The organism is Rhizobium sp. Root491 (assembly GCF_001427205.1).
In the GTDB taxonomy this organism is placed as follows: Bacteria; Pseudomonadota; Alphaproteobacteria; order Rhizobiales; family Rhizobiaceae; genus Agrobacterium; species Agrobacterium tumefaciens.
Map to the genome: position 1 here is coordinate 97,439 of NZ_LMFF01000012.1, position 21,775 is coordinate 119,213.

17 protein-coding genes are annotated in these 21,775 nt (G+C 57.9%); 8 read left to right on the forward strand and 9 right to left on the reverse strand.

The window, feature by feature from the left end; translation table 11 throughout:
- Positions 1 to 22: 22 nt before the first annotated feature.
- Together ASD46_RS11435 and ASD46_RS11440 are read right to left on the reverse strand one after the other, a co-directional pair.
- Positions 23 to 1,150 (reverse strand): LLM class flavin-dependent oxidoreductase, encoded by a 1,128-nt coding sequence (locus ASD46_RS11435; protein WP_025595728.1) that lies wholly within the window; start codon positions 1,148 to 1,150, stop codon positions 23 to 25.
- On the reverse strand, positions 1,147 to 2,013 hold the full coding sequence (locus ASD46_RS11440) for an ABC transporter substrate-binding protein (RefSeq protein ID WP_025595727.1): 867 nt from the start codon (positions 2,011 to 2,013) through the stop codon (positions 1,147 to 1,149). The genes ASD46_RS11435 and ASD46_RS11440 overlap by 4 nt, the downstream gene beginning before the upstream one ends.
- 212 nt (positions 2,014 to 2,225) lie before the next feature.
- On the opposite strand from ASD46_RS11440, the gene ASD46_RS11445 reads away from it, so the two are divergent.
- On the forward strand, positions 2,226 to 2,591 hold the full coding sequence (locus ASD46_RS11445; RefSeq protein ID WP_025595724.1) for an ArsR/SmtB family transcription factor: 366 nt from the start codon (positions 2,226 to 2,228) through the stop codon (positions 2,589 to 2,591).
- 1 nt (position 2,592) lies between these two features.
- Positions 2,593 to 3,222: a glutathione S-transferase family protein gene (locus ASD46_RS11450; RefSeq protein ID WP_025595722.1), complete on the forward strand. Its 630-nt coding sequence runs from the start codon at positions 2,593 to 2,595 to the stop codon at positions 3,220 to 3,222.
- 6 nt (positions 3,223 to 3,228) lie between these two features.
- Here ASD46_RS11450 and ASD46_RS11455 read toward each other — a convergent pair whose 3' ends face one another.
- On the reverse strand, positions 3,229 to 5,064 hold the full coding sequence (locus ASD46_RS11455; RefSeq protein WP_025595721.1) for an ABC transporter ATP-binding protein: 1,836 nt from the start codon (positions 5,062 to 5,064) through the stop codon (positions 3,229 to 3,231).
- Between the two features lie 48 nt (positions 5,065 to 5,112).
- The gene (locus ASD46_RS11460; protein ID WP_003510781.1) at positions 5,113 to 6,309 is read right to left on the reverse strand and encodes an aminotransferase class V-fold PLP-dependent enzyme; all 1,197 of its coding nucleotides are present in this window, start codon (positions 6,307 to 6,309) and stop codon (positions 5,113 to 5,115) included.
- A gap of 89 nt (positions 6,310 to 6,398) precedes the next feature.
- On the opposite strand from ASD46_RS11460, the gene ASD46_RS11465 reads away from it, so the two are divergent.
- Entirely contained in the window at positions 6,399 to 7,235 is an 837-nt protein-coding gene (locus tag ASD46_RS11465) for an IclR family transcriptional regulator (protein ID WP_025595718.1), read from the forward strand.
- Between the two features lie 6 nt (positions 7,236 to 7,241).
- Here the strand turns inward: ASD46_RS11465 and ASD46_RS11470 are convergent, their stop codons facing one another.
- From ASD46_RS11470 to ASD46_RS11490, 5 genes are all read right to left on the reverse strand, one after another.
- Entirely contained in the window at positions 7,242 to 7,736 is a 495-nt protein-coding gene (locus ASD46_RS11470; RefSeq protein WP_019564632.1) for a RidA family protein, read from the reverse strand.
- A gap of 82 nt (positions 7,737 to 7,818) precedes the next feature.
- The gene (locus ASD46_RS11475; protein ID WP_025595715.1) at positions 7,819 to 9,042 is read right to left on the reverse strand and encodes an amidohydrolase/deacetylase family metallohydrolase; all 1,224 of its coding nucleotides are present in this window, start codon (positions 9,040 to 9,042) and stop codon (positions 7,819 to 7,821) included.
- Position 9,043: 1 nt separating this feature from the next.
- Positions 9,044 to 9,919, reverse strand: coding sequence for an ABC transporter permease (locus ASD46_RS11480; protein WP_003500772.1), 876 nt, complete (start codon positions 9,917 to 9,919; stop codon positions 9,044 to 9,046).
- Positions 9,919 to 10,860, reverse strand: a complete 942-nt coding sequence (locus tag ASD46_RS11485) for an ABC transporter permease (RefSeq protein WP_003510794.1) — start codon at positions 10,858 to 10,860, stop codon at positions 9,919 to 9,921. Before ASD46_RS11485 ends, ASD46_RS11480 begins: the two co-directional genes overlap by 1 nt.
- Before the next feature lie 236 nt (positions 10,861 to 11,096).
- The gene (locus tag ASD46_RS11490) at positions 11,097 to 12,623 is read right to left on the reverse strand and encodes an ABC transporter substrate-binding protein (RefSeq protein WP_060642283.1); all 1,527 of its coding nucleotides are present in this window, start codon (positions 12,621 to 12,623) and stop codon (positions 11,097 to 11,099) included.
- A 516-nt stretch (positions 12,624 to 13,139) separates the two neighbouring features.
- Here ASD46_RS11490 and ASD46_RS11495 point away from each other — a divergent pair.
- From ASD46_RS11495 to ASD46_RS11520, 5 genes are all read left to right on the forward strand, one after another.
- The gene (locus ASD46_RS11495) at positions 13,140 to 14,264 is read left to right on the forward strand and encodes a glycosyltransferase family 4 protein (RefSeq protein WP_003510798.1); all 1,125 of its coding nucleotides are present in this window, start codon (positions 13,140 to 13,142) and stop codon (positions 14,262 to 14,264) included.
- A 281-nt stretch (positions 14,265 to 14,545) separates the two neighbouring features.
- A complete protein-coding gene (locus tag ASD46_RS11500) occupies positions 14,546 to 15,064 on the forward strand; it encodes a helix-turn-helix domain-containing protein (protein WP_013761537.1) in 519 nt (172 codons plus the stop codon).
- A 728-nt stretch (positions 15,065 to 15,792) separates the two neighbouring features.
- Positions 15,793 to 16,989 carry a polysaccharide biosynthesis/export family protein gene (locus tag ASD46_RS11510; protein ID WP_013761539.1) on the forward strand — a complete coding sequence of 399 codons (1,197 nt, stop codon included), beginning with the start codon at positions 15,793 to 15,795 and terminating at the stop codon, positions 16,987 to 16,989.
- A gap of 294 nt (positions 16,990 to 17,283) precedes the next feature.
- Positions 17,284 to 18,585: an efflux RND transporter periplasmic adaptor subunit gene (locus ASD46_RS11515; protein ID WP_025595710.1), complete on the forward strand. Its 1,302-nt coding sequence runs from the start codon at positions 17,284 to 17,286 to the stop codon at positions 18,583 to 18,585.
- Positions 18,582 to 21,725 (forward strand): efflux RND transporter permease subunit, encoded by a 3,144-nt coding sequence (locus tag ASD46_RS11520; RefSeq protein WP_013761541.1) that lies wholly within the window; start codon positions 18,582 to 18,584, stop codon positions 21,723 to 21,725. The genes ASD46_RS11515 and ASD46_RS11520 overlap by 4 nt, the downstream gene beginning before the upstream one ends.
- Positions 21,726 to 21,775: the final 50 nt, after the last annotated feature.

Sequence of the window (21,775 nt, forward strand, 5' to 3'; positions counted from 1 at the left end):
CTCCACTCCCGGAAGGCCATGTTTACGATGCCTTTGCGGAGAGGTCGCGGTCGAACAAAGTCGACCAGGTGAATTGTTTGGCTGACGAGACTTCCCGCGATACATCAAGACGCGGAAGAACCTTTTCCCCGAAACGGAAGGCCTCTTCCAGCAATGGCATGCCGGACAGAATAAAGGTATTCACGCCCGCCTTTTTATAGGCCTCCAGCGTGCGGATCACCGTATCGGGCGAGCCGACAATTGCGGTGCCCGGTCCCGGCCGGACAAGACCGATGCCGGCCCAGAGATTGGGGGCAATTTCGAGATCACGCAGGTTCTCAGGCTTCTGTCCACCATGCATCGCCGTCATGCGCTGCTGGCCGACGGAATCGGTCTTGCCGACGAAACGCTGGTTGGCTGCAATGGCACGCTCGTCCATGCGCCCGTAAAGATCGGCGGCGGCGGCCCATGCCTCTTCATCCGTATCGCGGACAATAACGTACAGGCGAATACCGTATTCCAGCTCACGGCCGAGTTTCTCCGCCCGCGCCTTGACGAGATCGACCTTCGCGCCGATCTGATCGGGCGTTTCACCCCAGGAAAGATAGGTCTCGACATGTTTGGCGGCAACCTCGATCGCCTTGTCCGAAGAGCCGCCGAACCATAGCGGTGGTGGCTCTATGCCTTGCCCCACCGGCAGTGCCAACTTTGCGCCTTCGGTCTGGAAATGGCGGCCCTTGAAATCGACCGTCTCACCGGCAAAAAGACGATGCCAGATCTGCAAATATTCATCCGCCATATCGTAGCGTTCGTCATGCGGCATGGTCATGCCATATGCACCGAGCATCTTGGCATCGCCCGAGACGACGTTGATCAGCAGGCGTCCGCGCGAAAATTCCTGAAGCGTCGCCGCCATCTTGGCGAGCAGCGTTGGCGCGACAAGACCCGGATGAATCGCGACCAGAAACTTCAGCCGCTCGGTATAGGAAAGCAGCGCGCCAGCCAGAACCCACACATCATGCGCGCCGGTGGCAAACAGGGCGCCTGTGTAACCAAGCTGATCATAAGCAAGAGCAAGCTGCTTGTAATAACCGAGATCAACCTTGCGGGATCCTTCCGGTTGCCAGGGATAGGCGCCATCGGGCGCGCACATGTACCAGAAAACGTTCATCTGTCGCCTCCCGCGCTGGCTGATTGTGGGGCCGGTCTCTGCCCGGTCAGAACCGGTAGAGAGAAATGGCCGTGCCTGTAAAGCGTATCGGCCTCCTCCTGCTGTTCGGCAAGGATATTTTCGGCGGCGGGCACCACCGAAAGATCGCGTGAGCGCAGCACCTTTGCCCAGGACTGCGCATCGCCTTCGCTGCCCGGCTCGGCGGCAAGAAGGGCCGCGGCTCTGTCTATATCCGCCATGACGGCGCGGCCAACGCGGTCCAGTTCGGCGGCAATCGCATCGCGTTGTTCCAGCGCCACAGTGTGACGCGCAAGCGTCCAGAACAGCGAACGGTTGGGAATGGTGGAGCCGCAACGGACCAGAAGACTGATACCGTCATGGGTCAGGGCTTTTTCGAGCCGTGGCGACATCGTCACCCAGGCATCGACGCGGCCTTCCACGAGATCGCGCAGGCTATCGCTGTCACCGCTCTCGATGCGTATTACATCCGCAAGGCCAAGCCCCGCCCCTTCCAGGCTACGCGCAAGAAGATAGGTATGAAAAGACCCGTCAATCAGCGATATGCGTTTTCCCGAAAGGTCGGCCGCAGAGCGGATGGGGCTGTCGCGCCGCACGAGGATCGCGCCGTTTGCGGGGCGTGGTGCCGAGGCGGCGATATAAGCTGCGGAAAGCCCCCGCGCATCCGCCTCGATTGGCGGCGTCGAGCCCGTGCCGCCGAAATGAATTTCGCCTTTTTCCAAAAGCGCTGCGGTATCGCGCCCCTCGCGGTAGGGCACGAATGCCGGGTCGAATTCATCAAACGCGCCGGGCCAGAGCCGGGCGAGTCGCAAATGCAGATTGTTGGGATGGACCCCGATTTTCATGTCGACACCTCATTTCTCAATCAATCTACTTTTTTATAGAATGTTTTCGAGGAACGTTTTGGCGATCCTCTGCGGGAAAGCGAAAGAGAAATCTATCAATCCTGTAGATTTTAAAAAATTTCCTGACGCGGTCAAACTCTGCTTAATCAAACCATTGAAATTTATCGCAATACAATTTACTTTTTTATAGTTTGAAAAATGGACCTGTAGTCGTGACGAAACCGGTTTCCAATCTCATCTGCCGCAGCGTGGTGGAGGCGAGCGAGCTTTTAAAGCTTGTCGCCAACGCCAATCGCCTGGCCATCGTCTGTTATCTCATGGAAACGGAGGCTTCCGTTTCCGCACTGGAATATGAGCTCGGCATTCAGCAACCGACACTTTCCCAGCAGCTTGCCGAATTGCGCGATGCCGGTGTGATCGAGGGCTCGCGGGAAGGCAAACAGGTGATTTATCGCGTCACCGACCCGCGCGTCATCCAGCTCGTTGCGACATTGCGCGGTCTTTATACTGATCTTTCTGATGTGACCGGCAAGAAAGGCAGGCGAGCTTTGCCACTAGATGAGGCGATGTTCGATTAGCATGATCGACCTCTACACCTGGATCACCCCGAACGGCCTGAAAATCTCGATTGCGCTGGAGGAACTCGGCCTGCCCTATGTCAGCCACGCCATCGACATTGAAAAAGGCGAACAATTCTCAGCCGACTATACCCGCGTCAATCCCGGCTCGAAAATCCCGGCAATCATCGACCGCGATAACGGCGCAGTTCTAACGGAATCGAACGCGATTCTGATCTATCTCGCCGAAAAGGCCGGGCGTCTTCTGCCTGCCTTCCCTGCTGCGCGGCTGGCAGTCACCGAATGGCTGATGTGGCAGGCCGCCAATTTTGGCCCGACACTCGGTTATGCCCATTATTTCCTGACCTACAATACCGGACAGGCACCCTTTGCAGAGGCGCGTTTCGCCTCGGATACGGAGCGCCTCTACCGCACACTGAACCAGCGCCTGACGGGCCGGGAATTCATCGCCGGTGATTTTTCCATAGCCGATATCGCCATCTGGCCATGGGTCTCGCGTTTCGCGCGCCATAAAATTGACCTCGACGATTTTCCGGCGGTACAGCAATGGTATCGCCAGCTCGGACAGCGCGAAACCTTCCGGCGCGGTTACCGCGTGCCTTTCGCGACATCCGATGTACCGGGTCTTTAACCCGCTTTAGCAGGCGACAAGGTGACCGGGCGAGACCTCACGGTACTCACGCGGTTTCACCACGTAATCGATCGCGCGGATCGGGCTTTTCAGCTCGTCATTCGCGGCATTTCGCCGGGTGTTTCTGCGGTCCGGGTCCGGCACCGGCACGGCGGCCATCAGCTTGCGGGTGTAATCATGCTGCGGATTGTCAAACACCGCCGCACGTGGGCCGATTTCAACGATTTCGCCGAGATACATCACTGCTACCCGGTGGCTGACGCGCTCCACCACCGCCATGTCATGGCTGATGAACAGGAAGGCGAGATCGAGGCTTTGCTGCAGATCCAGCATCAGGTTGATGACCTGCGCCTTTATCGAAACGTCCAGCGCCGAAACGCTCTCATCGGCGACAATCACCTTCGGCTGGAGCGCAAGCGCGCGGGCGATACAGATACGCTGACGCTGGCCGCCGGAAAATTCATGAGGGTAGCGCGCCGCCATATCGGGCGAAAGGCCGACCTTCGCCAGCATATCGGCCACAACATTCTTCGCCTCGCGGGCGCTTCCCATGCGGTGCTCCAGAAACGGTTCGGCAATCGCCGCACCCACCGTCATGCGCGGGTTGAGCGAGGCATAGGGGTCCTGAAAGATCATCTGCACCGTTTTGCGCATCTCGCGCATGCCTGATTTGTCGAGGGTGAGAATATTCTCGCCATTAACCATCACTGAGCCGGCATCCGGCTCGATCAGCCGCATGATGGCGCGCCCGGTGGTCGATTTGCCGCAACCGCTTTCGCCGACCAACGACAATGTCTCGCCGGCTCTGAGATCAAAGGACACATTCTCCACCGCATGCACGCGGCCGCTGAGCCGTCCCAAAAGGCCGGAGTGAATATCGAAGCGCTTGGTCAGCCCTTCTACCTTGAGCACCGGCTGGGCACTCGCGTCAACGGTATCGCCCGGCCGCGCCGGCTGCTGCGTTTCGCCTGTGGTGGTGTTGACGATGGGAAACCTGAGCGGTCTTTCCTCACCCGTCATGGAACCCAGAACCGGAACGGCGGACAAAAGCGCGCGGGTATAGGGATGCTTGCCGCGATGAAAGATATCAGCGGTCGCGCCAACTTCCACCTGCTCGCCGCGATACATGACAACGGTACGATCGGCGATCTCAGCCACCACGCCCATGTCATGGGTGATGAACAGAACCGACGTGCCTTCCTCCTCCTGAAGCGTCTTGATGAGGTCAAGGATCTGGCCCTGAATGGTCACGTCGAGTGCGGTCGTCGGCTCATCGGCGATCAGCAGCTTCGGCCGGGATGCAAGCGCCATGGCGATCATCACGCGCTGGCGCATGCCGCCGGAAAAGCGATGCGGATATTCATCGAAACGCGATGCGGCTGAAGGAATACGGACCTTTTCGAGCAGCCGAACCGTCTCCGCCCTCGCGTCGGTTTTCGACATCGGCTGGTGGCACAACAAGGCCTCGGAAATCTGGTCGCCGATGGTGAACAGCGGATTGAGGCTAGTCATCGGCTCCTGAAAGATCATGGCGACCTCGTTTCCTCTCACCTGCCGCATGGCATCTTCGGAGAGGGACAGCAGGTTGCGCCCTCCAAGCAGGATTTCACCCTCCACCCTGCTGCTTTCACGATCCAGCAGCCGCATGATGGAGAGGGAGGTAACGCTTTTACCCGAACCGCTTTCACCTACGATCGCGACCGTTTCACCCGGCCCGACATCAAAGGAAATATCACGAACCACGGGTTTCCAGCCGCCATCCACGTGAAAGGACGTGGTGAGATTGCGGACGGAAAGCACGGCATCTTCGGCACCAACGGGTGCGGCCTGCGGCATGGTCATGATCGTTCCCCTCTTGTCGTTAGGTTTTGGCGGCGCAAGCGGTCAAGCCTAGTCCGGCCAGCGCAGCATGCCGTCGAAGCGGTGGCGGCTCCGGTCTTCGAAAGGTGTTGCAATCACCTCGTTGGAGGCACGCGCCTTGTCCAGTTCCTCGGCCAGACGAGACGCCACGATGGTTTCCTGTCCGGGATGCAGATTGCATGGGTCGAGATAGAAATAGCGATGCTCTACCTCGTGGTCGCGGGTGATGATGGGAGGATTGCCCCTGGCCAACGCCGTCGTCAGGTCCCAGGCAGTGATATGCGCTTCTTCGGCATCGATGATCACGCGCAGCCTGTCGAGCGGGTTATTGGTCGGATCCGGCTCGATGAGTGCGGTCACGCCAGGGCGGCCATCCAGCGTTTCCTTCCAGAGATTGAGATATCCGGTCTCGCGCTCACGGATGCCGGCATGGTCGCGCTTTTCCCAGGCTTCCAGTGCCGCCATAACGCCATAGATGCTTTCCTTGCCGACCTTCATGCCGCGGCCAATGCCCATATTTTGCAGGAAGGCGTTGCGCACCAGTTCCTTACTTCCGGCCACGATGCCGGAGGTGGGGCCGCCGAGAAACTTGTGGCCGGAATAGAGGACAATATCTGCGCCGGTGGCCAGAAACAGCTCCAGATCATATTCGGACGCCGCATCCACAATAACCGGAACACCCTTGGCATGGGCGATCTCTACGAATTCGGAAAGATGCAGCAGGCCGTAATTCACGACATGGTGCGAGATGACATAGACCGCCGCCGCCGTCTTTTCGGTGATGGCGTTTTCCATGTGGAAGCGATGGGTCGATGTGGCCTGCCCGACCAGCACCACCTTGCCGCCGCCAAGCCGGATCGCCTGATCCACCGGCGCGCCGTAGCTCACCACATGCCCCATCTGCACCAGCACCTCGTTCTTTTCCGGTGCAATATCAGGCAGCTTTTCGATGGCCAGGAGATTGTTGCCGGTGATGGCACCGGCAACAGCAAGGCTGATGCCGGAAGAGCAGGAAGCAGTGACGAAACCAGCCTCGCCGCCCGTCAGTCTCGCGATGATCGCGCTTGCCTTGCGCTGCAGATCGTTGATCTCTACGAATTGCGGCAGGATCGCCGCCATGGCCTCAACCGCCTCTGGAACGACGATGGAAGCACCGAGCGACGTCATGGTGCCCGAGACGTTGATGACCGGGCGAAGGCCGATCCTGCTTCTGATATCCTCGGTCATGTCTTTCTCCTGTCTTTGCGATGCGATAGGCATCGACATATATGCCATAATAATGTAATAGCTTCTCAAAATTCATGAGGAGCCCGAAATTGGACGCCCATAAACTGGACGAATTGTCTTCACACGCCTTATCGGCGACCGAGAAAAACCCGGACGCGAAGGTGGCCAAGCGCTCGCGTGTCAGCGGCATTGATCGCGCTCTTCAGGTGATTGATTACCTTTACGAAACCGGATCGCCGGCTGGCGCTTACGCCATTGCCAAGGCGATCAAGGCGCCACTTTCCACCGTCTATGTGATCGTTGACGATCTGGTCGAAAAGAACATGCTCGCGCGCAACGCCGACGGTAACATATGGCTCGGCGCACGGCTTTATCACTACGGCCTTGCCTATGCCCGCTCGCTGGATTTCATGGGTGTCGCCACCCACGAAATGCATGATCTGTGCCGCCATGCGGGTGAGACGGTGCAGCTTTGCGGTCGCGACGGTGACCATATGCTGGTGCTCGCCATGGCGGATGGCCCCAGCCATTTCCAGGTTGCCTCGCGCGTCGGCACCCGTGTTCCATTGAACTGGACGGCATCCGGCCGCCTGCTCGTTGGCCATCTGCCGGAAGAGGAGCGCGTCGAGCTTTTCAAACGCTGCGCCCGCACGTCGCCCACCGGCCGTGCGGAAATCAATCCGGAAGCGCTTTCTCAATCGGCAGGCACGGCGTTCCGTGACCGGCTGTCGATACAGGTTGCGGAATCCGACTACGCTGTTGCCTGCATCGCCTCGCCGATCTGCGACACCAATGGAGAATGCGTGGCGACGATCTCCATCGTGCTGCCGGAACAGAAGGTGCTGGCGGACGAAAACCACTATACCGAACAGGTCAGGGTTTCGGCCGAAAGGATCGAGAAGCTGATGGGCTGGCGCAACCATTGAACGGCCTCAATCCCTAAGGGCGATGATGGCTTCTATCTCGACGGTGATGTTGCCCGGCAGCGAACCGAACCCCACGGCGGAGCGGGCGTGCTGCCCCGCATCGCCGAACACATCGATGAAGAGATCCGAACAACCGTTGATGACGCTTGGATGATCGCGGAAATCGCTGACGGCATTGACCATGCCCAGCAGCTTGACCACCTTCTTCACCCGCGACAGATCCCCAAGCGCCTCATGCATGACGGCAAGAAGATTGATGCCGGTTAAACGCGCATGCTGGTACGCCTCGTCCAGCCCGATCTCGGCTCCGACCTTGCCGGCGTATAGGTGTCCGTTCTCCTCCCTCGGGCCCTGCCCCGAAAGATAGAGCATGTTGCCTTCCACCACATGCGTGACGAAATTGGCGATCGGCGGCGGTGGCGGCGGCAGCGAGATGCCGAGCGCGGCAAGCCGGTCGTAGGGCGAATGACGCCCATCTGCCTCAAGCGAAGACTGTTTCACGCGAATTCCTCATAATACCGGGACGGGTATCCCTATTCTTTGCGGAAGACGGAGAGCATCCCTCCCCGCCGCTCCAGTCGGTTCAGCGCCAGGAATAGCCATGGCTGTGGCGCACGAGCTTGCGCGCTCTCGGGACATAGCGGCTGGCGGCAATGGCCTCCGCACCGATGACCGCATAGCGCGGCTCGAACAGCCGCTTGAGACGCCAAACATCGCCATTGGAATCGGTCGCCTCCAGATCGGCATCGACAAGATCGAAAACCGTGAAATCCGCGCGCTGGCCAACATCGAGGCGGTTTTCCATGTCGAGGCGGATGATAGAGGCCGGATTGCGGGTGACGGCCTCGACGACATTTTCGAAGGGCATATCGACCGAAAGCAGCTTCGACATGGTCGTCGCCAGATCCCAGACGGGGAAATTCATCGAATGGCCATGCAAATCCGTGGAGATCGAGAAGGGCAAAAGGCCGCGCGCGATCGCCGCTTCCGCCACCTTGAAGGAGAAGGATGCACCGCCGTGGCCGATATCCAGCCGGATGCCTTCCCCCGCGCAGCGCTCCGCGAGGTTGAACAGGTCCTCGTCTTCCATGATGCTGGAGCCGGACTTGCCGTTGAAGCAATGGGTCACGACATCGCCGGGACCGAGAATTTCCAGCACCTCATCGTAGAGCGCAGGCGGTTCACCCACATGCACCATCATCGGCACTTTCAGGATCTTGGCGATCTTCTTGCCGAGTTTGACCGGCGTAACACCCCAAGAACCCGTAATGACATGGCTCGCCCGCACCTTGAGGCCAACGATATGCTCGCTGTTCTCGGCATAACATTCAAGGATGCGGTCGAGGTCGATATCCTTGATATCGCGAAGTTCCGGCACCCGGTTGCAGGCGACAAGCCCGATGGAGCCGAGATTGAGGAAGGCCTTGATGCGTTCCTTCGATGGTTCGATGATATATTCGCGAAAACCGTGGAAATTTGCTTCCCCCGCCGAACCGGCATCCACCAGCGTCGTCACGCCGCGCTCGGCCCCGCATTCTGACGGGCGGATGGAGATATCGGTGCCGCCATGCCAGATATGCACGTGCAGATCCACCCAGCCGGGCGAGACGAATGCGCCCTTTGCGTCGATGCGCTGCGCATCAGTCGGCGCCTGAAGGGCAGGCCCAACCGCCGCGACCTTGCCATCGCCGCCGATCAGGATATTGGTCTGGGCCTGTGGCGCCCCCTTTTCGAAGCCGACGGGTTTCACATTGGAGAGAAGAATGGGAGCTTGAAAAGGCGTTTTTGCCTGTTCACCGGACGTCATATTACAAATCCCTTCGCAGTCTTGGGTCGAGCATGTCCCGCAGTCCGTCGCCAACCATTTGCAGCGAGAGCACGGAAAGAATGATGGCAAAGCCGGGGAAATAGGTCATCCAGTCCGCCTGGCCGATATATTGGCGGCCTGCGGAGATCATGGTTCCCCAGGTCGGAATTTCGGGGCTGACACCCAGCCCCAGAAATGAAAGGCCGGCCTCGGCCAGCATGGCGCTGGCGAAAAGGAAGGTGCACTGCACGAGGATCGGCGAGATCAGATTGCGCAGCACATGCCGCGTCATGATGTGGAAGGTGGAGATGCCGAGCGCCTTGGCCGCCTCCACATAGGGCAGTTCACGGATCACCAGCGTCGAAGCACGCACGATGCGGGCAAGACGCGGCGAATAAACGACGGCAAGTGCGATGATGACAGTCGTCAGCGACGGGCCGAGCGCCGCGACCAGCGCGATGGCCAGCAAAATATCCGGAAAAGCCATCATGGCATCGATCAACCGCGCGATCGGCGTGTCCAGCTTCTGGAAGAAACCTGCAAGCAGGCCGAGCGTGATGCCGATCAACGCCGAGAGCGCCACCACGGCGGCCCCCACCAGAAGCGACAGCCTTCCCGCAAAGATGGTACGGGAAAAAACGTCACGGCCGAACTCGTCGGTGCCGAACCAGTAGAGTTCGCTCGGCGGTTTCAGACGGTTGACGATCGACAGTTTCGACGGCGAATAAGGCGCGATCATCGGCGCGAAAACGGCGAGCAGCACGAAGACGAGCAGCACGATCAGACCGGCTGCGACCGTCTTGCGCTTCAACAGACGCCGAATGAACAGGACGGTCGGGTTGCGCGCCGGCTGGGCGGTGGAGGTGATATCGGCCATCAGTAACGAACCCTCGGATCGACCAGCAGATACAGCATGTCGATGGCAAAATTGATGAGCACGTAAAGCCCGGCGATGACGAGAAGCGCGCCCTGAATGACCGGATAATCGCGCCTCAACACGGCTGACACGACGAGATTGCCGACGCCCGGCAGGCCAAACACAGTTTCCGTAACGACCGCGCCGGAAATCAGCACGGCGGCGGTGAGACCAAGCACGGTGAGGATGGGGATGAGTGCGTTCTTCAGCGCGTGTTTCATCACCACCCGGCGTTCCTTTACGCCCTTGGCTCTGGCGGTACGGACATAGTCGTCGCCGAGAACATCCAGCATCGAGGCACGGGTAAAGCGCAGAATGAGGGCGGAAGAAACGAGGCCGAGTGCGATGGCCGGCAAGGTCAGGTGATACATGCGCTCGAGGAAGCTTGCGCCCGGACCGCCATATCCCGACACCGGGAACATATCGAGCCGGACGGCGAAGAACTGCATGAGGATCAGGCCAAGCCAGAAGCTCGGAATGCTCGCCGCCAGCATCGCAATGGTTGTCGCTGCCTGATCCACGAAGGAACCGCGCCGGTATGCGGCATAGATGCCGATGGGAAGCGCGATGGCACTGGCGATCAACAGCGAAAAGATCGTCAGGAAGAAGGTCGGTTCCGCCCGATCCAGAAGCGCCGATCCAACCGGCATGTTGAGGAAGATCGACTGGCCGAGATCACCGCGCAGCAATTGCCCGATATAGTAGACATATTGCACGCCAAGCGACTGATCTAGGCCAAGTCTGGTGCGCAACTCCGCGATGTCCTGTGCCGAAGCGTCCGGCCCGAGCATCACCGCCGCCGGATCCCCGGGCGTGACGCGCAGGATGATGAAAACGATGGTGACGACGAGAAACATCACCACGATCATTCCGGCAAGTCTCTGGAAAATATACCGTATCACGTATGAATGCTCCGAAGCGCGTGATGGGCCGCTCTCAGGCGACGGTTGAACAGAGTTGTCGACGAGTGCCGGTAAACCCGGCGCTCATGGCTGGAAGACTCCCGCCTCCGTCATGCCGGATCTGATCCGGCATTCAGCCACCGCGCGTCTGCGTGGTGAAGGCGTCCTCTTTCGGTCAAAGACTTAATCGCGCTGGACCCCGGATTCAGTCCGGGGTCACGGAGTGCGGAGCGGTCTTACTTCGTAACCGAGGCATTCCAGAAATAGGGCCAGGGAGCCGGATCGACGCCATCAAGCTTGTTGGACTTCGCCGCCACGGCGTTGAAGTCGCCGATCTTGATGAGCGGCAGCTCGTCATAGATCGTCTTCTGCACCTTGGCCCAGAGAGCAATGCGCTTCTCCGGATCAGCCTCCGAGGTGAAAGCGTCCACCGCCGCCTTGCGCGTCGGCGTGTCCCACCAGCCCGGCGAACCTGTGGAAAGCGCGCCAATCAGCGCCGGCTCCGGCAGGAAGGGGCTGTGGCTGATGTAGATATCCCAGAGCTTCGGGTCGGCACGGCGCTGCGTCAGCGTCGCCCAGTCCACCACCTGCATATCCACCTTGAAACCGGCAAGCTTCAGATACTCCGCTGCCACCTGCGCCATTTTGTAGTGGAACTCATATTGACGGCTGGTGAGAATGCGCAGCGGCTCGCCACTATATCCGGCGGCCTTCAGCTTTTCGGCTGCGGCCTCCGGGTTGCCGACATTATAATTGCCTTCGACGCCCTCTTCCGAATGCCAGGAGAAATTGGACGGATAGTAGGCGCCATCAAGCGCGTAGAAATCCGTGCTGCCGAACGCCGCCGCCAGCATGTCCTCCATGTTCAACGCTTCGGTCACCGCCTTGCGGACCTCCAGCTTGGAAGACAAACCTTCCTTGGTATTGAATACAAAGACCGGATAACCGAAGGGCTTCAGCATCAACGGCTGCGAGGCCGAGGAGGACTTCACCTTGGCGAAGGATTCCACCGGAATGGAATCGACGTAGTCATACTGGCCGGAAACAGCGGCCTCGACACGGGTATTCGGATCGGGAACCGGAACGAAACGGATTTCATCGAGATACTGATGGCGCGCACCGCCATATCCGTCACTTTCACCGTCACGAGACTTGTAGCCGTCGAAACGGACGAGCTGGATATATTGGTCCGCCTTGCGTTCCTTCAACATATACGGGCCGGTGCCGACAAATTCTGTCATCGGCTCAGCCTGCTTTTCAGCGGGCAGAATGATGGCTGCGGAGTTGTTGAAAGCAAGCAGCGAGGTTAGCGGCGCATAGGGCTGCTTGAGGGTGATTGTCACCGTCTCGGCATCAGGCGCGGAGATATTGTCGATGAAACCGGCGACCTGTTTTCCGCGTGATGCGATCTTCATCCAGCGGCCAAGCGATGCGACGACATCTTCCGAGGTCATATCGCTACCGTCATGGAACTTGATGCCCTTCCGCAGCTTGATCGTGTAGGTTTTGCCGTCCGCACTGATGTCAGGCAGGCTTTCCGCCAGAAGCGGCGTCACCTTCCACCCCTTGTCGAAAGTGTAGAGCGTTTCGAAAATATGTTGCGTGACAATGCCGACGAGATCGGCCGTCGAGGCCATGGGATCGAGTGTCGGCGGCTCGCCGATCGTGGCGACATTGATGACACCGCCCTTTTCCGCAGCCATCATCACGCCCGGCGCTAGCATCAAAGCAGCAGTGGCGAGAAATGCAAGTTTACGTCTCATTGTTAAGCTCCCAGCTCTTGGTTCCGACCTTATGAGTTCCATTATTATGTTATACCAATCTTTATAACAGAATAACTTGATAGGGCGCCTTGTCAATGACAATGCGACGCGAGGAATGGTTTCCAAGACAGGCGAAACGGAAGACGGGCCTTCGCAAGAGGCGGAAACGGAACGTAAGTCGATGGAAAACAGGCTATTTCGCCCGAAACACGGCGCGCGGCAAACACCGCTGCTGCCAGCCGAAACTGCGGAAAACTACGGCTGGCTTTCAACTGGAAAACGAAGAGGAGGAATTAAGAGGCTTTGATATTTCGCATTTGCGAACAAAGTGCTATTGAGGATCAGACCAAGACCAGATTACGACAGACATAATCTCGCATTCTTATTAATCGTTACGTTATTCGCCTTCCCAGCCGTGTTTTTAAGGGCTGCAGACAGACCAGATATTCTAAACCGCCGAGCTTTATTCCAAGGCGGGTTATAAATTTTTATTACGTTGAAATTATTGAGGAAATCATGAAGACGGCAATCGTGCATGACTGGCTCACCGACAGAGGTGGGGCCGAAAAAGTGCTTCACAACCTTCTTGAGATCTATCCTGACGCGGATCTCTATTGCCTTGTCGATTTCATGAGCGATCGAGACCGGGGCTTTCTCGGTGGCAGGCCGGTCAACACCTCCTTCATCCAGAAACTGCCTTTCGCTCGCAAAAAATATCGCTCCTATCTGCCGCTGATGCCGCTGGCCGTCGAACAATTTGATCTCAGCGGCTACGATCTGGTGATTTCCTCAAGCTACGCCGTCGCCAAGGGCGTCATCACCGGACCCGGCCAGTTTCACGTCTCCTATATTCACAGCCCCATCCGTTACGCCTGGGATCTCCAGCACCAGTACCTGAAAGAATCAAAGCTTAGTCGCGGTTTCGCCTCGTGGATCGCCCGTGCCGTTCTTCACTATATTCGCATGTGGGACATCCGCACCGCCAATGGCGTCGATCTCATGACGGTCAATTCCAAATTCATTCGCAGCCGGGTTCGCAAATGCTACGGACGCGACTCTACGGTTATTTATCCGCCCGTGGATACTTCCCATCTCTCCCCTTCCGACCTGAAAGGCGATTATTTCGTCACGGCTTCGCGGCTGGTGCCTTACAAGAAGGTCCACCTCATCGTAGAAGCCTTTGCAAAAATGCCCGATAGACGACTGGTCGTCATCGGCGACGGCCCGGACATGAAACGCATCAAGGAAATCGCCACTCCCAATGTCGAGATCCTCGGTTTCGTCGGCAATGACGAGCTTCACAAATACATGGCGGAAGCCAAGGCATTCGTATTTGCCGCCGAAGACGATTTCGGCATCGTCCCGGTTGAATCGCAAGCGCTGGGAACACCCGTCATCGCCTATGGAAAAGGCGGTGTACTAGAGACCGTTGTTCCTCTCGGCGCCTCCAATCAGCCGACCGGCCTTTATTTCCGCGAGCAAACGCCTGAAGCTATCTGCGCTGCGGTGCAGGAGTTTGTCGATAACTCCGACAGTTTCGACAAGAACGCCTGTGTCGACAACGCCGCCCGCTTTTCAAGTGAACGCTTCCTGCGAGAATTTGCCGATACCGTGAATTTCGCGCTGGCTGAACGGGCCTGACATGCAATTTTCAAGGTCGAATATATCCATATTGGATATACTCTGTTGTCTTCGACAGAGACACTCATAGGTCAAGCAAGGGGCGTCACCGGCATTCTCTTATCCAGCGCAGGCTCGCCGTCGCCTTGTCCGCAATGCAGTCGCCGTGCATAATGATTCCTCGTTGTGAGCGAGGCGGCCCTGACCGGCCTACCTCATGAGTGATTTGGACTTTGTACAAACAGAGGAATATCACAAATTGGTATCTATTAAATACCAAATCGTGATATTTATGCGGAATTATGAGCAGGAAACGCGTCGAGCCAAAGACGCCGTTGGGAAAACGGCTGACCGAGGTCCGCGAAGCACTGAAATTTGACGAGCGTGAGCCATTTGCCGAGGCACTAGGCCTGACAGTCGCAATGCTTGGTTACTATGAACGGGGCGACCGTATTCCCGACGCTGGCGTTTTGGCTCTCTATCGTGAGCGGTTCGGCATCAATATAAGTTGGCTCGTGGCCGGTATGGGCGACATGTTTGACACGGCGCCAGCGGCACCTACTCTTGCCTACGACGTTGCCCTGCTGCAAAAAATCAGCGACCGGGTCGAGACGATCTTCGCGGAGTGTCGCCAAAAGTCGCCTACACGGTCTACAATAACGGAGGCCGCGCTTATTTATAACGAACTGGCCAAAACCATATCGGACATTCGCGACGTCCAGATGGTAGAAGCAATTTTACCCGTACTTCTGCTACGCTTCAGGGAGCGTATAACAACACCAGGATCGGGACTCGGCAAATACGAATCTTCAAGTTTTTAATATTAAGCATATTTATACAGCTGCCACAATAGACAGATTTTTAACCTCATTCAATACTTCCGATACACGATTAGTATTTCATAATAAATTTTGTATCCACATCAACTAAATATTTCACTGAATTATAAATAATTTTAAAATTTACATTAGGTGCTTTATGGGAGATGAGGCGTTGCGTGATCACAGCTATGATATAGCCAAGGGTCTCGGCATTCTGGTCGTTTTTGACCACACGGGAATGATGGCCGCTATCCGTTTCGGGGTCAATGAGCGGCTGGCGCCGCAGACCAACCGGGGACTAAGGAGCAGCCGCTGCTTTAGGGAAAACATACTGCAAAACAACCAATTATCGTGTTTTTAAGTCAAACATGAAAGAAACTGGACAAGCGTGACAAAACTGCACTAGCGCTATGCGGTAATCGCAGTGATTATGCCGTCCGATTGAATATTGAAGAACGATGATACTGACGCCATTCGGGTTCGTGAAGATTGTGCATGCTACGGATTTCCCAGCGCAATTGAGCGACGACTTAACTTGAAGTATCGCCTTAATTTAGGCAATAAGCCTGATGCCAGCGTAGACATTTCGTGACACGATTCCGCTGAACGGATGTAATGCCCGGTTGAGATTTGATTTACCGGTATCAAATATGAAGTGCCGATTTTTATAAAACTATACGATGTCCGGTTTGTTTCTTTTTTCGGACGAAATTTATTTTGAGGACCAAATGCGTTTATTGAATGTTTCGATTCTGCTTGCCTCCGCAGCACTTGCGGGGTGCACCGTCACCGCGGCATCAGGCCCCGATGCGGCAACAATCGAATCCAACGCTTCAGTGAAATTCAGTTCCAAGGACAAAAAGAAAACTGCGGGCGTTGACTACGCTCTCATCGATATCAACAGTTCCGTCCTGAACTATGTCGGCGATACCACCACCGCCACCCTGCTCGGCAGTTTCGGCGGCGGCAAGGGCGGTGTTCCGGCGTTGCCGATGGGCGTTGGTGACGTGGTGCAGGTCGCAATCTTCGAAAGCCAGGCGGGCGGACTTTTCATTCCAAACGATGCGGGCAGCCGTCCCGGCAACTTCATCAGCCTGCCGAACCAGACGGTAGACCGGGAAGGCAATATCAGCGTTCCCTATGCCGGCAAGATCCGCGCAACAGGCCGCAATGTCGAGGATGTGCAGAGCGAGATCGAGGAGCGACTGGCCAACCGGGCAATCGAACCGCAGGTCCTCATCACCAAGATTTCCAGCCGCTCCGCACAGGCATCCGTGCTTGGCGACGTCAAGGAGCCGACGAAGGTCCAGCTTTCAGAAGCAGGTGACCGAGTTCTCGACGTCATCTCCTATGCAAAAGGCCTCAGCGCCCCAAATATCGAATCCTATGTCACGTTGATCCGTCGCGGCAAGACCGCGCGCGTCAACTACAATCACCTTGTCAGCACGCCTTCCGAGAACATCTATGTGGTTCCGGGCGACACGGTCATGGTGGAGCGTGAACGCCGCACCTATCTCGCTTTCGGCGCTTCCGGCCTCAATGGTCGTTTCGAATTTGAGGACGCCGCGCTGAAGCTCTCGGATGCGCTGGGCAAGGCGGGCGGATTGCTCGATTCCCGTGCCGACCCTGCGCAGGTCTATGTCTATCGTACCGTCAAACGCGATCTTCTCGTGAAGCTTGGCATCGACATGTCGAAGTTCCCGGGACAGGAAGTTCCGGTCATCTTCCGCGCCAACCTGCGCGATCCTTCAACCTTCTTTGCCACCACGAAATTCCCTATGCAGGATCGCGATATCATCTACGTCACCAACTCGCAGGCAACCGAACTTTACAAGTTCCTGGACCTCGTCGGCTCCGTTCCCGCAACGGCCGGCAACGTCTCCGAGGATGTACTTGCGACGCGCAACGCCATCCGGGCGTTCTGATCCTCGGCAACTCGCCGCTCCTGTTCAAAGCCGCCCCGGAAACGAGGCGGCTTTTTATTTTGGTCACGATTGGGGTCAAGTGCCGCGCATCGAGCCCGGCGACGGGCATATGCCCAAAAGCGCCACAACCCTTGTTTCGCAAGGCAACATGACGGCAGACATCGTCGCCGCCATTACAAAAGTTTAAGGTGATTTTGCAGCGCATTGGGTGTCTTGTGGGAGCTAAAGCTGCTCCCAGGGCTTGCCGAACATGTTCGGGAAACATGTATTGCTCTCATTTTGCGGAACCGTCAGATGAAACGTTTCTGGACCGCCCTCAGCGTTCTCGCCATCGCAGCCGCCGGCGCGTGGTATTTTAAAGATCGCCTGCCCCTTGATCAAATTCCCTACCTCAAACAATTCGCCAGCGTTTCGCCACATGCAGAAACGGCAACGGCCGATGGATCTGCCGGCAAGAAGGGCCAGACGTCGCAGAACGGTCAAGCCGGCCAGCAGACAGGCCAGAGGCAAGGTGGCGGGCGGCGCAATGGCGGGCCGCCTACCGTCAGCACCATCGCCGTCAACAAGGCGACGTTGCCAATGGATGCTACGGCGACGGGATGGGCGGTTGCCGCCGACATCACCAATATAGCGCCGCTTCAGGCCGGTCTCGTTACGGAAATCTCCGCGAAGGACGGCCAGCATATCAAGGCGGGCGATCTGATCCTCAAGATGGATGACCGTATCGCCCGTGCAGCCGTCGACAAGGACAAGGCCAATATCGCTGCCGATCAGGCAACGCTGGAACAGACGGAAGCCGCCTTCCAGCGCGCCGCCAATCTGGTCAAGCAGAGCGCAGAGTCCCAGCAGGTGCTGGATCAGGCAAGGGCAGCCAGGGACAGCGCCGCCGCAAAGATCGATGCCGACAAGGCGACGCTTGCTTCCGACCAGGTAACGCTCGAACATATGGAGATCCGTGCGCCCTTCGATGGGCGACTGGGCGATGTTACCGTCAGCCCCGGTGCCTATCTCAGCGCTGGCATCAATATTGTGACGATCACGAAATACGATCCCATCTCTGTCAGTTTTCGCCTGTCGCAGCGCTACCTGCCGCAATTGCGCGAAGGCGTTCAGAAGGACACGGCGGTCGATGTAGACCCGGCGGCAACCGGCGGCGAGCCCATGAGCGGCATGCTGCGTTTTTACGACAACGTCGTAGACCAAACGTCCGGTACCGTACTTGCCAAAGCGGAATTCAAGAACGATCGCGGGCTGTTGTGGCCCGGCCAGTCCGTCAACGTCACGGCTCATTTCGTCTCCGACGCGGAGATGATCGTCGTGCCGACGGTTGCCGTGCGGCCGGGGCCGAAGGGCAATTTCGTCTACACCGTCGATGACAACCACCGTGTTCATATGACGACCGTGGAGGTTGCCCGCTCCAACGGCGATATGACAGCCATTGCCAGCGGCCTCACCGGCGGCGAGCATGTGATCATCGAAGGCCAGTCGGGACTTGCCGACGGTCAACAGGTGGTCGAGCAATTCTCGGACAAGGGCGGCGCGGCCGCCAATCTGGCCGCCAATATTTCGCAGCAGGAACAGGTGGGTAACCCATGATCCCGAATTTCTGCATCAACCGACCCGTCGCAACCACCCTTCTCGCCATCGGCCTCGTGCTCGCCGGGCTTGCCGGTTTCCGCCTGTTGCCCGTCGCTGCGCTGCCGAAAGTCGATTTTCCGACGATCAGCGTTTCGTCGTCGCTGTCGGGCGCCTCGCCGCAAACCATGGCCACCTCCGTCACCACGCCGCTGGTGAAGCAGTTCGAGACCATTCCGGGTGTCAGCGAAATCAGCGCCACCAACACGCTGGGCAACAGTTCCATCGTGCTGCAATTCGATCTCAACCGTGACATCGACGCAGCGGCGGCAGATGTTCAGGCGGCGATTTCGCGCGCACAGCGGCAGTTGCCAAGCAACATGACGACAACGCCGAGTTACCGCAAGACCAACCCGGCCGATGCGCCGGTACTGCTGCTTGCCATCAACAGCAAGGAGATGCCGACCAGCAAGGTGGACGAAATCGCCGAGAATATCATCTCGCCGCTGCTTTCAACCATTTCCGGTGTCGCGCAGGTGAGTATCTACGGCGCGCAGACCTATGCCGTGCGCATTGGCCTCGATCCCTCGCAGCTTCAGGCAAGAGGGCTTGGCGTCGATACCGTCACAACCGCTATCGCGCAGGCGAACAATCAGGTGCCCGTGGGCGCGTTGCAGAATGACAACCAGCGCCTGACGATAGAGGCAGACACCCAGCGCACCGATGCGGCGGCCTTCCGCTCGCTGGTGGTGGCGACAAGCAACGGTGCTTCCATCCATCTCGGCGATATCGCCAATGTCACGGACAGTATCGACAACCCCAATGCCGGCAGTTGGTTCGATGGCGAACAGGCGATCGTTCTTGCCGTGCAGCGCCAGCCGGACGCCAACACCGTTGATGTGGTGGATGCCATCCGGGCCAAGTTACCGGCGCTGCGCCAGCAATTGCCGCCATCGGTCAATATCAACGTCATGAATGACGCCTCGACTGCAATCAAGGACGCGATTGCCGACGTACAGTTCACGCTGCTCCTCACAATCGGGCTGGTGGTCGCGGTTATCTATCTCTTCACCGGGCATCTGACGGCGACCATTATTCCGGGCCTTGCCGTGCCGCTATCACTGATTACCGCCTTCGGCGCCATGTATGTTCTGGGGTACAGTATCGACAATATCTCGCTACTCGGGCTGACATTGTCGGTCGGACTTGTGGTGGACGATGCGATCGTCATGCTGGAAAACATCCTGCGACTGCACGAAGAAAAAGGCCTGACGATGCGCGAGGCGGCCCTTCAGGGCGCCGCGGAAGTCAGCGGCACCATTCTGTCCATGTCCATCTCACTGGTCGCAGTGTTCATTCCCATTCTGCTGATGGGCGGAGTGATCGGCAGGCTGTTTAACGAATTCGGCATGGTGGTCACGCTGGCGATCATGGCGTCGGCGCTGGTTTCGCTGACTGTCACGCCCATGCTCGCCTCAAGGCTTTCGGGTCATTCCTCCAGACCGCCGGCCATCATCCGTTGGTTCGACGCCGGCTTCGAGCGCACGCTTCGCCTCTACGGCAAGGCCGTTGGCTGGTGCCTTTCCCATCGCCGCGTGGTTCTGGGCGCATTCCTGGCATCGGTTGCAGCATCGCTTTATCTGTTCGAGACTTTGCCTTCCAGCTTCTTCCCGCAGGAGGATATCGGTCGCCTTTCCGTGTCGACGCAGGCGCGTGAGGACATTTCCTATACCGCGATGCGTGATCTTCAAGCGCAGGTGGCCGATCAGATCCGCAAGAACCCGGCCGTGGTGCATGTGACCTCTACAGTCGGCGGCAATTCCCGCAACCCGCTGAATAACGGCTCGATGTTCGTGGAGCTGAAGCCGAAGGAAGAGCGTGCACCGCTAAGCCAGGTATTGGCGGAACTTGGCCAGGCGACATCGAAGGTGGCGGGCATCCGCACCTATATCAATCCCCAGCAAAGCTTACGTTTGGGCGGGCGCAGCTCCGCCAGCCAATACCAACTCGTCATTCAGGGCCTGAACGCCGACGCGACCAATGAATGGTCGAACAAGCTGATGGAGGCGATGCGCCGCGACCGCACATTCGCCGCCGTCAATTCCGACGCTCAGAACGGCGCAATTGCGGCGACGATTTCGGTCGACCCGGAAAAGGCAGCCGCCTTCGGCATTACCAACGACCAATTGCGCAAGACGCTGGAAATGTCGTTCGGCGGTTATACGGCGGCGCAAATCCAGTCGACCGGTGATAGCTATGATGTGATCGTCGAATTCGACAGCTCGAAACAGTGGAATGACGATTTCCTGAGCGACATCAACATTCTCTCGGCAAAATCGGGTGTTCTGGTTCCGCTTTCCAACTTCGCCACCCTCACCCGCACGCAGGCGCCGGTGACCATCAACCAGACGGGCCAGCTCGTTTCTACGACCGTCTCTTTCAACCTGCCGGATGGCGTGGCGCTTTCGGATGCGACGAGCCGTATTGACCAGATCAAAACCACCATCGGCCTGCCGCAGGACGTGTTCACCAGCTATGGCGGCACGGCGGCGATATTCCAGCAGAGCCAGGGCAATACCGGCATCCTCATTCTTGCGGCGGTGTTGACCATCTATGTGGTGCTGGGTGTGCTTTACGAAAGCTTCATCCACCCGCTGACCATCCTTTCCGGTCTGCCGGCGGCGGCTTTTGGCGCGTTGGTGGCGCTGAAGGTGATGGGCATGGATTTCTCGATCATTGCGCTGATCGGGCTGTTGATGCTGATCGGCATCGTCAAGAAAAACGCGATCATGATGATCGACGTTGCGGTGGAACTGATCCGCGAAAAGGCCGAACCACCCACCCGCGCCATCCACGAAGCCTGCGTACGCCGTTTCCGGCCGATCATGATGACGACCTTCTGCGCGCTGCTGGGCGCCCTGCCCATCGCCCTCGGCTCAGGCGCCAGCTCGGAACTGCGCCAGCCACTTGGTGTTGCCGTGGTCGGTGGTCTCATCGTCTCGCAATTGCTGACGCTGTTCATCACCCCGGTCATCTTCGTGGAAATGGACAGGTTGGGTACCTACCTCACCGGGCTGTTTTCGCGCAAGAAATCGGCCGAAAAACACGCGGAACCGCAAAAGCCGGAAAGTGCCAGCGAACCCGATTCCGTCGCGGCATAGATCGTAGATACGCATTTCCGAACATAAACCGCGATGCGGTTTCTACCGGA